This is a genomic window from Falsiroseomonas sp. E2-1-a4 (genome assembly GCF_051433165.1).
Lineage (GTDB): Bacteria > Pseudomonadota > Alphaproteobacteria > Acetobacterales > Acetobacteraceae > Falsiroseomonas.
In genome coordinates, this window is record NZ_JBHMFS010000004.1 from 166159 (window position 1) to 179538 (window position 13380).

10 protein-coding genes are annotated in these 13380 nt (G+C 69.6%); 6 read left to right on the plus strand and 4 right to left on the minus strand.

From position 1 onward, the window contains the following. Position 1: 1 nt before the first annotated feature. From ACFHNC_RS06320 to ACFHNC_RS06330, 3 genes are read right to left on the minus strand one after another with little or no spacing between them, the layout of a single operon-like run. A complete protein-coding gene (locus tag ACFHNC_RS06320) occupies positions 2 to 1705 on the minus strand; it encodes an ABC transporter permease subunit (RefSeq protein WP_437168373.1) in 1704 nt (567 codons plus the stop codon). Positions 1706 to 1725: 20 nt separating this feature from the next. After that, entirely contained in the window at positions 1726 to 2769 is a 1044-nt protein-coding gene (locus ACFHNC_RS06325; protein ID WP_437168374.1) for an extracellular solute-binding protein, read from the minus strand. Beyond that, on the minus strand, positions 2766 to 3845 hold the full coding sequence (locus ACFHNC_RS06330; protein WP_437168375.1) for an ABC transporter ATP-binding protein: 1080 nt from the start codon (positions 3843 to 3845) through the stop codon (positions 2766 to 2768). Before ACFHNC_RS06330 ends, ACFHNC_RS06325 begins: the two co-directional genes overlap by 4 nt. A 262-nt stretch (positions 3846 to 4107) precedes the next feature. Between ACFHNC_RS06330 and ACFHNC_RS06335 the strand changes: the two genes are divergently transcribed. The 4 genes from ACFHNC_RS06335 to ACFHNC_RS06350 are packed head-to-tail and all read left to right on the plus strand — an operon-like array spanning position 4108 to position 8068. Beyond that, positions 4108 to 5127 (plus strand): ABC transporter substrate-binding protein, encoded by a 1020-nt coding sequence (locus tag ACFHNC_RS06335; protein ID WP_437168376.1) that lies wholly within the window; start codon positions 4108 to 4110, stop codon positions 5125 to 5127. Between the two features lie 3 nt (positions 5128 to 5130). Beyond that, a complete protein-coding gene (locus ACFHNC_RS06340) occupies positions 5131 to 5883 on the plus strand; it encodes an ABC transporter ATP-binding protein (protein ID WP_437168377.1) in 753 nt (250 codons plus the stop codon). Next, positions 5880 to 6740, plus strand: coding sequence for an ABC transporter permease (locus tag ACFHNC_RS06345; RefSeq protein ID WP_437168378.1), 861 nt, complete (start codon positions 5880 to 5882; stop codon positions 6738 to 6740). The genes ACFHNC_RS06340 and ACFHNC_RS06345 overlap by 4 nt, the downstream gene beginning before the upstream one ends. Then, positions 6737 to 8068 (plus strand): cytosine deaminase, encoded by a 1332-nt coding sequence (locus ACFHNC_RS06350; protein ID WP_437168379.1) that lies wholly within the window; start codon positions 6737 to 6739, stop codon positions 8066 to 8068. Before ACFHNC_RS06345 ends, ACFHNC_RS06350 begins: the two co-directional genes overlap by 4 nt. A 1-nt stretch (position 8069) precedes the next feature. Here the strand turns inward: ACFHNC_RS06350 and ACFHNC_RS06355 are convergent, their stop codons facing one another. Then, a complete protein-coding gene (locus ACFHNC_RS06355; protein ID WP_437168380.1) occupies positions 8070 to 10385 on the minus strand; it encodes a penicillin acylase family protein in 2316 nt (771 codons plus the stop codon). Positions 10386 to 10447: 62 nt separating this feature from the next. On the opposite strand from ACFHNC_RS06355, the gene ACFHNC_RS06360 reads away from it, so the two are divergent. Beyond that, on the plus strand, positions 10448 to 11185 hold the full coding sequence (locus ACFHNC_RS06360; RefSeq protein ID WP_437168381.1) for a GntR family transcriptional regulator: 738 nt from the start codon (positions 10448 to 10450) through the stop codon (positions 11183 to 11185). Beyond that, positions 11182 to 13338: an alpha-ketoacid dehydrogenase subunit alpha/beta gene (locus ACFHNC_RS06365; protein ID WP_437168382.1), complete on the plus strand. Its 2157-nt coding sequence runs from the start codon at positions 11182 to 11184 to the stop codon at positions 13336 to 13338. The genes ACFHNC_RS06360 and ACFHNC_RS06365 overlap by 4 nt, the downstream gene beginning before the upstream one ends. Positions 13339 to 13380 lie beyond the last annotated feature (42 nt).

The following is a 13380-nucleotide window of genomic DNA, read 5'->3' on the forward strand; positions in this document are numbered from 1 at the left end:
CCTACCGCTTCCACACCCGGTCCAGCGGCATCAGCCGGTTCACCAGCACCAGCAGCCCCACCGTCACCAGGATGAAGATGGTGGAGATGGCGTTCACCGTGTTCTCCAGGCTGAAGGTCGCCTCGGCATAAATCCGCACCGGCAGGGTCTGCAGCCGCGCCGTGGTGAGGAAGGCGGTGACGGTGACCTCGCCGAAGGACAGCAGGAAGCCGATGACGCAGGATACGGCGATGCCCGGCGCCAGCTGCGGCAGGATCACGCGGCGGAACACCCGCGCGGGCGTCGCCCCCAGCCCGCCGGCGGCTTCCTCCAGCCCCCGGTCGAGCTGCGCGACGGAAGCGCGCAGCAGCGCCAGCATGAAGGGCGTGACCAGCACCACATGCACCGCCAGCACGCCAAGGAAGGGCGGAATTTGGTTGAACCATTGCAGCAGCCGCAGCATGCCGAGCCCGATGGCGATGCCGGGCAGCGCCAGCGGCAGCATCAGGAAGGCGCCCACCGCTTCCTTCCCCGTGAAGCCGGCGCGCACCAGGGCGAAGGCGGCGGGCAACGCCAAAGCGAGGGAGATAACGACGCAGCACAGCGCGATCTGCAGGCTGGTCCAGGCGTCCGACAGGTAGCGTTCATTCTGCAGCACCGCGGCGTACCATTTCCAGGTGAAGCCGACGAATTGCGCGACGGTCGCCTGCGGGCTGTCATTCACCGACGCGACTGCCACCAGCAGCAGCGGGAATAGCAGGATGGCGATGGCCGACAGCAGCAGGACGCGGGAGACGAAGGGCGCCACCGCTTCCGCCACCATCACCACGCCCCGCCGCAGCGCTGGCGGCAGGCTTGGCCAGCGACGTGGCGGGCGGGCATGCACCCAGGGGGTCATGCCACCAATGATGCGGGCGAAGGCGAAGGTGACGAGGATCGAGGTCGCCAGCATGAGCATCGCGAGTGCGGAGGCCAGCGGGTAGTTCAGGATCTCCATCCCCTCCCGCAGCACCACCATGCCGGTGACCTGCACCTTGCGCCCACCGACCAGCGTGGCGGAGACGTAAGCCGTGGAGGCCATCAGAAAGACCAGCGTCAGCCCGCCGCGCAGCCCGGGCAGCGACAGCGGGAAGATCACCCGCCAGAAGCGCCGCGCCGGCCCAGCGCCGAGCCCGGCGGCGGCTTCCTCCAGCCGCTTCTCCTGCCCATCCAGCACATCGTATAGCGCCAGCACCATGAAGGGCAGGAACACCTGCACCAGCGAAAGCCCCACGGCGAACCAGCCGAACAGCAGGTTCAGCGGCGGAAAGCCCAGCGCCTGCGCGGCATTGGAGACCACGCCGCGTGGCGCCAGCAGCAGAATGATGCCGAGCGATCGCACCACCACATTGGTCAGCAGCGGCACCAGGATGATGGCAAATCCGAAAGGCTTGGCGCGCGGCGAAAGCCGCGTCAGCCACAGCGCCAGCGGATAGGCCAGCACGGCGGAGGCTGCGGCCACCACCAGGCCGAGCAGCGCGGTATTCAGCAGCAGCCGCAGGAAGAACGCGTCGCCCAGAATCTCCTGGTACTGCGCGGCGGAAGGCAGCAGCGAGATCGGCGCGAAGATCTCGCCGCTTTCCTGCACGGAGAGCAGCGCGACAGCCCCCAGCGGCGCCGCGAAGGCGGCCAGCAGCCACAGCACATAGGGCGCGGCCAGCCAGCCCGCGCGAGGTGAGTCCTGCATCAGACGCGCACCCTATGCGTTCAGCCGGCGATCTCGCGGGTGAAGCGGCTGGACCAGCGGGCCTGGTTGCGAATCACCACATCCCAGTCGAAGTCGATCAGCTTCGCCACCGCGTCCTCGCCCATGATCAGCTTGGCGGCGAGCTCCGGCGGCAGGGTGATGTTGCGGATGGTGGGGCTGTAGTAGGTCTGCTCCGCATAGGCCTGCTGGCATTCCAGGCCGAGATGCAGGTTGACGAAGGCCTCGGCCAGGGCTTGGTTGCGAGTGCCGGTCGGGATGCAGGCGAAGTTGGCGGCGACCGCCTGGCCTTCCTCCGGCTCCGCGATGACGATGTTCGGGTTGCGGGTTTCCGCATAGGTGCGGGTGAAGCTGCCGAACTCCACCGATGCCGCGCCGACCTGCTGGTCGAACATGCCATAGAGCTGGTCCTGGCTGCCCTGAATCGCGGCGAAGGGCTTCAGCTCCGCGATCTTGCGGAAGGCCGGGTCGATGTCGTTCTCGGAGCCGCCCCAGATTTTGGCCGCCATCAGCAGCCCCGCGGTGCCCTGCGCGCCCGGATAGGTCGGCCAGATCACCTTGCCCTTCAGGTCCTCGCGCCAGAAATCCTTCCAGGACGTCATCGGCGCCGCGACCATGCGGCGGTCATAGACGATGGTGACGGGGTTGAAGGCCACGCCATAGCCGCCGATGCGCGCCAGCGGATAGAGGTTCTCGAAGTTCGGCACATTGGCGCTGGGCGCCATGGTGACGCCGTCCCGCACCGCCTGGCGGCTTTCGAAGATGTTGAGATAGAGCAGGTCGAAGGAGGGGCGGCCCCGCTCGGCATAGGCCCGCGCCCGGCGTTCCGGGGTGCCGCCGAGGATGTAGTTGATCTTCACCCCATGCTGCCGCTCCAGCGGCTGCGCGCAATACTGCCGCGTGATGCGTTCCTGCGCGCCGCCCCAGATGCCGACCGTCAGCTCCTCGCCGCGACGGATCTGGGCGACGGCGTCGCGGCCCCAGATGGCGGGGGCGGCCAGGGCCGCGGCGGCCAGCAGGCCACGGCGAGTAGGGGAGAAGGTCATGGCAGGGCTCCGGTCGTGGCGGTGAAGTCTTCGATCCAGGCGATCGCCTCGGGCGGCGCGGCCAGGGTGATGGCGGCGCCCGGCGGGTAGCCCGGCTCGGCGCTCGGGCGGTGCACGCGCAGGCGGTGCGGGCCGACCGAGACCTCGTAATGGATGCTGTCATCCAGCCGCGTCGCCGCCTCCACCACCGCGGGCAGGGCCAGATGCGGCGTGGCGCTGGCGGCGGGCAGCAGCAGCAGGCGCGCGGCGCGCAGCACCAGGTGGCTGGGGCGGTCAGGGGCATCCGGCGGCAAGGGCACGGCCAGGCCTTCGGCGTGGAACAGGCCGCCCTCCGCCCGGCCTGGGATGACGCTGCGGGCGCCGAGGAAGCCCGCGGTGAAGACATGGCGCGGACGTTCCGTGAGCTCCGCCGGCGCGGCGCATTCGACGATGCGGCCGCGATCCATCACCGCCACGCGGTCGGCCAGCGCCAGGGCTTCCTCCTGGTCATGCGTCACGAACAGGGTGGTGATGCCGGCGGCATCGCGCAGCCGCGCGATCTCCTCCCGCATCTCCACGCGCAGGCCGGCATCGAGGTTGGACAGTGGCTCGTCCAGCAGCAGCAGGTCGGGGCGGATCACCAGCGCGCGGGCCAGAGCCACACGCTGCTGCTGGCCGCCGGACATGCGCGCGGGGTAGCGATCCGCCAGATGCGCCAGGCCCACCATGGCCAGCGCCTCCGTCACCCGCCGGTCGCGCTCGGCGCGGTTCACGTCGCGCATTTCCAGCCCGAAGGCGACATTTCCGGCGGCGGTGAGGTGCGGGAACAGCGCGTAGTTCTGGAACACCATGCCGATCTGGCGCCGATGCGGCGGCGCACGCTCGATCGCCGTGCCATTCAGCAGGATGTGGCCCTCATCCGGCAGGATGAAGCCGGCCACCAGCCGCAGCGTGGTGGTCTTGCCGCAGCCGGAGGGGCCGAGCAGCGCGATGCATTCGCCGCGCGCGACGGAAAGCGAAACGCCATCGACCGCCGCCTGCGCGCCATAGCGCTTGGTCAGCCGGTCGAGCACCAGATGGGGGAGGGGTTGGGTCACGCGGCAGTCTAGGCAAACCCGATGCCACGGCGCCAGGGCGGGGGATGGCCCCGATCTGCGGCCGTGGCGCGAGAAACCCAATCCTTTTTGCCCAAAAAACTTGCAAATGCTTCCGCCTGAGGCGGGCCTGGGCCCGGCCGGCGGCCGAGAGGCGGGGGCGGTGCTGGCATGGGCCTTGCTGTCCCTTGCAGCGGCGTGGCCCCGCACCTGATACGGTTACGGCTTCGCCGGGGCTGCCGGTGAGAGAGGGAGGGATCTGCGGATGCGGACGCGATATCGAATCGAACGGCGCAGCCTGCTGGCTGGCGGCGTCGGCCTGGCACTGGCCGCGGTGCCTGGCGCCCGGGTGCCCCTGGCGCAGAGCCTGGACCGGGTGTCCTTCCAGACCAACTGGCGCGCCCAGGCGGAACATGGCGGGTACTACCAGGCGGTCGCCGCCGGCATCTATCGCCGCCACGGGATCGAGTGCGAAATACGCATGGGCGGACCGCAGCAGAACCCGTCCCAGCTTCTGCTCGCCGGCCGGGTGGACTTCATCATGTCCAACGGCTTTCAGGCGCTGAACTATGCGCGGGAGAACCTGCCCTTCCTGACCATCGGCGCCATCATGCAGAAGGACCCGCAGGTGCTGATGACCCATGCGGGCAACGGCATCAATGCCTTCGAGGACATGAAGGGCCGCCCGATCCTGATCGGCGCCTCCGGCCGTGTCACCTACTGGCCCTTCCTCAAGGCGCGATTCGGCTTCACGGATGAGCAGATCCGGCCCTACACCTTCAATGTCGGCCCCTTCATGGCGGACCGCACGGCGATCCAGCAGGGGTTCATCAGCTCCGAGCCCTTCGCCGCGCAGCAGGCCGGCGCCACGCCGCGTGTGTTCCTGATCGCCGATGCCGGATACCAGAACTACCAGACCACCATCGACGTCTCCCGCCGCATGGTGACGGAAAAGAAGGACTTGGTGCAGCGCTTCGTCAACGCGACGATCGAGGGCTGGACCGCCTACATGAAGGGCGAGGATGTCGGCGCGGCGAATGCCGCCATCAAGCGCGACAATCCGGAGATGGACGACGCCAAGATTGCCTACGCCGTGCGCGTGATGAACGAGGCGGGCATCGTGCAATCGGGCGATGCGCTGCAACTCGGTATCGGCGCGATGACGGCGGCGCGCTGGCAATCCTTCTATGAGGGCATGCGCGATGCCGGCCTGTATCCGGCCGGCCTGGACCACACGCGCGCCTACAGCCTGGAATTCGTCAACAAGCGCGTCGGCCTCGCCTGAGTGGTGCCGGCGGACGTCGTCGCGCTGCAAGGCGTCACCAAGCGCTACGCGAATGGCACGCTCGCCGTGCGCGGCGTCGATCTGGCGGTGCAGCGGGGCGATTTCGTCTCTCTGCTCGGCCCCTCGGGCTGCGGCAAATCCACCGTGCTTCGGATGATGGCGGGCCTCATCGCGCCATCCTCCGGTCGCGTCGAGGTCGCGGGTGGCGGTGAGACGGGAGATATCGGCTTCGTCTTCCAGGAGCCGACGCTGATGCCCTGGGCCAGCACGCTGAAGAATGTGATGCTGCCGCTACGCCTGGCCGGCACGGCGCGGCCGGAAGCCGAGCGGCGCGCGCGGGCTGCGCTGGAGTCGGTTGGGCTGGCGGGGTTCGAAGCCGCCTATCCGCGCGCCCTGTCCGGCGGCATGAAGATGCGCGTGTCCATCGCCCGCGCCCTGGTGACGAAGCCGCGGCTGCTGCTGATGGACGAGCCCTTCGCGGCACTGGACGAGATCACCCGCCACAAGCTGAACAACGACTTGCTGACGCTGTGGGCGGCAGAGCGCTTTACCGCCGTCTTCGTCACCCATTCGGTGTTTGAAAGTGTCTACCTGTCGCGCCGCATCGTGGTGATGGCGGCGCGGCCGGGACGGGTGGTGGCGGATTTGGCGGTGGAGGCGCCCTATCCGCGCGACGAGGCGTTTCGCACCTCCGCCGATTATGCCGCGCAATGCCGCGACATATCCGCCGCACTCAGCAGGGCCATGGGCGAATGAACGTCTCCCTCTCCGCCAACGAAGCCGCCGAGGCGCCGGTCGAGCATCGCGCCCGGCGCTATGCCGGGCTGACGGCGGAGACCTGGTTCCGCATCCTGGCGCCGAGCCTGATCGGCGTGCTGGCGCTGGCGGGGTGGGAAGCGGTGGTGCGGATCAACGAGATTCCGCCCTATCTGCTGCCCGGACCGCTGGAAGTGGGACGCGCGCTGATCCGCGAGTGGCCGTCGCTATCCGTCTCGCTGCTGGTCACCTTGCAGATCACCTTTGCCGCCTTGTTCGTGGCGGCTGCCTTGGGGCTGCTGCTGTCGGTGCTGTTCGCGCAGTCGCGCATCATCGAGATGTCGCTGTTTCCCTATGCGGTGATCCTGCAGGTCACGCCGGTTGTGGCGATCGCGCCGCTGATCATCATCTGGGTGGATGACATTCGGCTGGCGCTGCTGATCTGCGCCTGGATCGTCGCCTTCTTCCCGATCCTGTCCAACACCACGCTCGGGTTGAACAGCGCGGACCAGAATCTGACGGACCTGTTCCGCCTGTACCGCGCCAGCCGCTGGCAGGTGCTGCGCGATCTGCGGCTGCCGACGGCGATGCCGTATTTCCTCGCGGGGTTGCGTATTTCGGGCGGGCTGGCGCTGATCGGTGCGATCGTGGCGGAGTTCGTGGCGGGTACGGGCGGGCGCGCTTCGGGGCTGGCCTACCGGATTCTGGAAGCCGGCTATCAGTTGCAGATCCCAAAAATGTTCGCCGCCCTGGTGCTGGTTTCGCTGACCGGCATCGCGATTTTCCTGGCGATGAGCCTGATCTCCCACCTCGCGCTGCGCCACTGGCACGAGAGCGCCATGAAGGACCGCCGATGAAGGCCGAATTATCTTCAGTTGGCCCCAGCTTCTGGCTGCGTAATGCGCGGACCCATGCCGCGCTGGCACAGGGCTTCGACGCATCGCAGGATGTGGATGGGCTGGTGCGGCTGGACATCCGGATCGAGCAAGGCCGCATCGCCGCGCTGGCGCCGCTCGGCACCGCGCCGGATGGCATCGATCTGCGCGGCGGACAGGTCTGGCCCGGCTTCGTCGATGCCCATACGCATTTGGACAAGGGCCATATCTGGCCGCGCACCCGCAACCCGACTGGCGATTTCGCCGGTGCGATCCAGGCCGTGATGGGCGATCGCGGCGCCGCCTGGTCCGAGGCGGATATCGCGGCGCGGGCCGATTTCGCGCTGCGCTGCGCCTATGCCCACGGCACCGTCGCCATCCGCACGCATCTGGACACCTACCTGCCGCAGGGCGTCGCCACCTGGCGTGTCTTCCGCAAGCTGCGGGAAGACTGGGCCGGGCGCATCACCTTGCAGATGTCCTCCATCTGCCCGCTGGACCGTTTCGCCGGGCCGGATGGCGACACGCTGGCTGACATGGTGGCGGAGGCCGGCGGCGTGCTCGGCATGGTCACCCGCCACACCGGCGGCATCCACGACGCGCTGCCCGAGAGCTTCCAGGCGGAGTTGGACCATTTCTTCAGCCTGGCGGAAGCGCGCGGCCTCGACCTCGACCTGCATGTGGATGAATCGGGCGAGACCGGCGCCCGCGCTTTGCGGGAGATTGCGCTGACGGCGCTGAAGCGCGGCTTCAAGGGCAAGATCCAGTGCGGCCATTGCTGCTCGCTCTCGATCCAGCCGGAGGATTTCGCGCGGGAGACGATTGCGCGCGTGGCGGAGGCCGGGATCGACATCGTCGTGCTGCCGATGTGCAACATGTATCTCCAGGACCGCGTGGCGAACCGCACGCCGCGCTGGCGTGGCGTGACGCTGGTGCATGAGATGCAGGCGGCGGGCATCCGCGTCTCCGTCGCCTCCGACAATACGCGCGATCCCTTCTACGCCTATGGCGATCTCGACATGACGGAGGTGTTCCGGGAATCCGCCCGCATCCTCCACCTCGACCACCCCTTCGGCACCTGGCCCGCCGCCGCCACGGCGCGGCCGGCGGAGGCGATGGGGCTGGCGGCGGTATGCGGCACGATTCGTGTCGGGGCCAGCGCCGACCTCGTGCTGTACGGCGCGCGCTTCATGACGGAGCTGCTGTCCCGCCCGCAATCGGACCGCGTGGTGCTGCGCGCCGGGCGGGTGCTGGACGCCACGGCGCCGGATTGGCGGGAGCTGGATGCGACAGTGGGGGTGGCCGAGTGACCTACGGCGCCAGCACCTGCGTCCACACCGCCTGCGCGCGGATGCCGCCCCAGCCATAGGCCATCGGCACCATCGCCGTGCCGGCCCAGACCGGATGCTGGTCCGCATAATGCGGGCTGCCGGGATGGCCGCAGGTTCCGTGGAATACGGACCAGCGGCTGTTCTCCCATTCCCCCACATCGAAGGCGTACCGCGACAGTGCGCCATAGCCGGCGGCATTGCCGGAGGCGGCGAAGAAGCCGGTGGCGAGCACCGTGTCCATGTCCCCGCCGATCGGCAGGGAGGGCGGGTCCAGCAGCGCCGCCCAATCCGGGAATAGCGGCGAGAGCGGGTGGGTCAGGCGCGGCCGGTGGATCTCGCCCCAGGGGCGCGCGCTGGCGGCCTCCGGTGCCGCACGGCGCAGCGCCTCGGCCAGCGCCTCCGGCCAGGTCATGCCGTCCAGCAGGCTGGAATCGTCCGCGCGCAAAAGGGTCGGCAGGGTCCACCAGAGCTGGTTGGCGGGCGGCACGCCGGGGGCCACCGCCAGCATCGGGTGGCCCGCCAGCGCGCCCAATCCGCTGCGCTCCACCAATATCGCCGTCAACGCCCGGCGGAAGGCGACATAGGCGGCGGGCGCGCTGGCATCGGCACTCATCCGCCCGTCCCAATCCAGCAGGCGCTGGCGCAGCGCTTTGGCTTGCGGTTCCGCGGGGGCGGGCAGGGCGGCGAGCTTCTCGCGGAACAGCAGCGCGTTCTGCGACAGCGTGTCGCCATGCAGGCTCGCCGCCCCCTCCACGCTGCGCGCTTCCGGCGCCGCGCGCAGCCGGGCCAGCACGCGCTGGGCGCGATAGGGCGGGTGGCAATCGGTGCAGAGGTAATCCGGCCCGCCATCGGCCACGACGCGGTTGTTGGCGGTGACGATCAGCCCCTCCGGCGGGTCCATCACCCGCGGCATATCCTCATGCGCGATCATGCCCTGCCAGTCCGGCGCCGCGAGCCAGCCGGGCACCGGTAGCCAGCCATTCTCCGCCGGGCGGCGTGGCACCAGGGCGCGGATCTGGAGGCCGATGTGCCCGGCGGTGTCACCGGCGACCAGGTTGTGGTCGATCAGCCCCCAGCCGCGCGTCGCCTCGAACAGCGCCTCGACGCTGCCGGCACGCAGCATGCGCGGCAGGCAGTCGAAGGACAGGTCGGTCTCGGCGAACTGCACGGAACGCAGCGCCAGCGCGGTGCCGCTGGCCGGGTCGCCGGCAATGACCGGGCCGTGGCGGGTTTCCACCACCTCGAACGCCCGCGCCGCGCCGCCGCGAATGGCGATGCTCTCCTGCCGCCGCTGCACCGGCACCCAGCCATCCGGGCCGAGAGCGTTTTGAGCACCCTCGTCGAAGCGTTCAAGGAACACATCGTGGATGTCGACAAACGCGTGTGTGACGCAGTAGGCGACCTGGCCGTTATGGGCGAAGTGCGGAAAGCCCGGCACACCCGGCACCGTCAGCCCCACCACGTCGAAATCGGCGCAGGCCAGATGGCCCTGGGCGTACATGTTGGGGATCTCGAACACCCGGTGCGGGTCGCCGGCCACCACAGGGCGGCCGGTGGCGGATTGCGTCGGGGCCACCGCCCAGTTGTTGCTGCCGCCGCCGGTCGCATCGGGCGGTGCGCCACCCAGCAGCGCCTCGATCGCCGGGCGCAGCGCGGCCAAATCCGCTTCCAGGCGCTTCGCCTCCGCCCCCGGCGGCACCAGCAGCAAATCCTTCCCGCCATCATCGTAGCGCAGCTTCGCCGCCTGGTCCGCGCCCACCAGCGGCAGCGCCGCGGCGCGCCACAGCTTGAACCAGACGGAGCCCATCAACTGGCCGAGGCGGCGCATCACCGCAATCGCGTGCCAGCCCTCCCACCGTTCCGGCACCGCCTCCAGCAGCGCATATTCCACTGGCAGCGGCGCGCCCGAATCGAGGAAAGCGTTCACCCCGGCCGCATAGGCCGCCAGCATCGCCTGCGCCTCCGCGCCCAGCGCCGCGTAGTCGCGCCGGCTGGCGGCCTCGATGCCCAGGCGTCTGGCCAGGATGTCGCCCTCCGCCGCTGCCGCGCCGAGCCATTCGGCGCTGCGGCCGAGCGCGCGGCGGCGATTCAGCTCCATCTGGAACAGCCGGTCCTGGGCATGGACGAACCCCTGGGCGCGAAACGCATCCTCCGCGCCGCCCTCCGTGCGAATATGCGGAATGCCCCAGCGGTCGCGCAGCACGGTGGCGGGCGCGCTCAGCCCCGGCACACGCACCTCGCCATCGATCGGCGGCAGGGCGGCGCGCAGGGCCTCATGTCCGGGGGTGGGCTGCATTGGCATTCCCTCCTGCGCGGCCGGGATTGCCGCGGGCTGGATATATCAAATACGATGGAGCGATGAGCGCAAGCGTCCTCCCCACCCAGCCCGTGACCGGCGAAATCGACTTCCTGTCCCCCGTGGGCCGGGAGAACCTGACCGGCCGCGTCTATGGCGAGTTGCGCAATGCGCTGATGGAAGGCCGCATGCGACCCGGCCAGCGGCTGAAAATCCGCGAATTGGCGGTCCAGCTCGGCACCTCCGAAACCCCGGTGCGGGAGGCGGTGATGCAGCTTGTTCGCGAACGCGCCTTGCGGATGGAACAGGCCAAGGCCATCACCGTCGCGGGCCTCACGCTGGCGCAGTACCAGGAACTGCGCCTGGTCCGCACCGCCCTGGAAGGCCTGGCCGCCGGGACGGCCGCCCGCCACATCACGCCCGCCCAAATCCGTGCGCTGGAACGCGCCCATGCCGATCTCGTCCGCGCCGAGGCGGCCGGGGAGGGGGCAGCCGCCATCCGCGCCAATTGGCGCTTCCACCATGGCCTGTACCGCGCCGCCGCCATGCCGGAACTGCTGGCGGTGATCGAGGGCATCTGGCTGCGCAACGGCCCGATGCTGACCTACCTCTACCCCGATGCCCACCCGACCTACCCCGGCCGGCACCGCCACCTGGATATCCTGGACGGTTTGCGCGCGCGCGATGCCGCGGCAACACGGGACGCGGTGCAGGCGGATATGGAGGAAGGCGGCGCCGGCCTGGTTCGCCATCTGGCGGCGATGGAACAACCCGCTCACCCCAAGGGAAAAGCCGCGTGAAGCTGAACCCGATTGCCACCGCGACGCCCTGGTTCCGGATGGAGGTCGAGGACGCCGATTGGGCGGCGGAGGACCCCGCCGACCTCGCCCGCTGGATGGAACAGCTTCTGCTGATCCGCCGCTTCGAGGAAAAGATCCTGGACCTTCACGGCGCCGGGCTGATCCATGGCCCGGCCCATGCCTCGATCGGGCAGGAGGGCGGCGCGGTGGGGGCGCTGTCGGTGCTCGGCACCGAGGACAAGATCAACGGCACGCATCGCGCGCATCACCAGATCCTGGCCAAGCTGCTGAACGCCGCGACGCCGGCGGGCTACGACCCGCGGCGGGACGCGGTGCCGGAGGATGCACGCGCCCATGTGCAGCGGACCATGGCGGAGATCATGGGGTTGGCGCAGGGCTATAATGGCGGCCGCGGCGGGTCGATGCATATGCGGATCGCGGAGGCCGGCGTGGTGGGCTCCTCCGCCATCATCGGCGGCAATGTGCCGCATGCGGTGGGCTATGGCCTGGCGGACAAGGTGCTGGGGCGGGACCACATCTCGGTCGCCTTCTTCGGCGATGGCACGCTGATGGCGGGCCAGACTCTGGAGGCGATCAACCTGGCGGCGCTGTACCGGCTGCCGGTGGTGTTCTTCCTGGAGAACAACTTCTACGCCGTCTCCACCCATGTGCAGGACCAGACGCGGGAGACGCGGCTGACCACGCGCGGCGCGATGTTCGGCGTGCCCTCCGTCGAATGCGACGGCATGGATGTGCTGGCGGTGCGGCGCGCGATGCAGTGGGCGCGCGCGCAGATTGCCGAAACCGGCGGGCCCGTCTTCGTCGAGGCGATCTGCTACCGCTTCCTGCACCAATCCGGCCCGATGCTCGGCAGCCAGTTCGGCTACCGCGACAAGGCGGAGGAGGAGGCCTGGCGCGCCCGTGATCCGGTGACGACGCTGCCCCTGGTGCTGGACCGGCTGGGCGTGCTGGATGCCGAGGGGCTGGCGCGGCTGGAGGCGCGGGTGCGGGCGGTGGTGGACCAGGCGGCGGAGGCGCTGGTGGAAACGCCGCCCGGTGCCAATGCGCCGCGCCTGCGCGACGGCCTGCTGCCGGATGTGGCGGGACTCGAACACGGCATCCGTGGCGATCTTGCCGAACTGCGCGGGCTGAAGGCGCAGGAAGCCGGCACGGCACCGGCGCAGCCGACAAAGTACATCGACGCCATCGCCGCCACCCTGCTGCACGCCATGGAACGCGACCCGCGCATCGTGCTGATCGGCGAGGACATCCACCGGCTGCGCGGCGGCGTCTCCGGCTCCGCCAAGGGTGTGATGGAGAAATTTCCTGAACGCGTCTTCGCCACGCCGATCTGCGAAAACGGCTTCACCGGCATGGCGCTGGGTGCGGCGCTGTGTGGGCTGCGGCCGGTGGTGGATATCATGTTCGGCGACTTCACCATCGTGGCCGCCGACCAGATGTTCAACGGCATCGGCAAGTTCGCGCATATGTTCGGCGGCGGCTTCGGCATTCCGCTGGTGGTGCGCGCGCGCGTGTCTCCCGCCGCGGGCTACGGCTCGCAGCATTCGATGGACCCGTCGGGGCTGTTCGCGGCTTTTCCCGGCTGGCGCATCCTGCATCCCTCCACGCCGCATGATTATGTGGGGCTGATGAATGCGGCGCTGGCCTGCGAGGATCCGGTGCTGATGATCGAGCATCAGGGCCTGTTCCAGACCAGCGGCCCGGTGCCGCAGGACCTCGACTACATCGTGCCGTTCGGCCGCGCGCGTCTGGTCCGCGCAGGCCGCGCCTGCACCGTGCTGACCTACGGCGCCATGGTGGCGGAGACGGAAGCGGCGGTGGCGGAGACCGGCATCGATGCCGAAATCCTCGACCTGCGCTGCCTGGATCTGGATGGCATGGACTGGCCCGCCATCGAGGCCAGCATCCGCCGCACGAACCGCGTGCTGATCGCGGAGCAGACCGCGCATGGTACGGCGCATGGCGCGCGATGGGTCGATGAGATCCAGCGCCGCTGTTTCGACTGGCTGGACGCGGAAATCACCCGCGTGCATGGCAGCCGCGCCGCCCCCGTCGTCTCCCGCCCTCTGAATGCGGCGGCGCTGGCGGATGCGGCGAAGGTGGCGGAGGGGCTGCGGCGGTTGATGCGGTAGCGGCGCGTCGCCCCCACCAACCAGCCGCAGGCGTTGCGGCAG

Excerpts from the sequence above, each read along its gene's own strand:
- ACFHNC_RS06350 (WP_437168379.1), top strand. The coding sequence starts at position 6,737 with ATGAAGGCCGAATTATCTTCAGTTGGCCCCAGCTTCTGGCTGCGTAAT.
- ACFHNC_RS06325 (WP_437168374.1), bottom strand. The coding sequence starts at position 2,769 with ATGACCTTCTCCCCTACTCGCCGTGGCCTGCTGGCCGCCGCGGCCCTG.
- ACFHNC_RS06335 (WP_437168376.1), top strand. The coding sequence starts at position 4,108 with ATGCGGACGCGATATCGAATCGAACGGCGCAGCCTGCTGGCTGGCGGC.
- ACFHNC_RS06320 (WP_437168373.1), bottom strand. The coding sequence starts at position 1,705 with ATGCAGGACTCACCTCGCGCGGGCTGGCTGGCCGCGCCCTATGTGCTG.
- ACFHNC_RS06355 (WP_437168380.1), bottom strand. The coding sequence starts at position 10,385 with ATGCAGCCCACCCCCGGACATGAGGCCCTGCGCGCCGCCCTGCCGCCG.
- ACFHNC_RS06345 (WP_437168378.1), top strand. The coding sequence starts at position 5,880 with ATGAACGTCTCCCTCTCCGCCAACGAAGCCGCCGAGGCGCCGGTCGAG.
- ACFHNC_RS06360 (WP_437168381.1), top strand. The coding sequence starts at position 10,448 with ATGAGCGCAAGCGTCCTCCCCACCCAGCCCGTGACCGGCGAAATCGAC.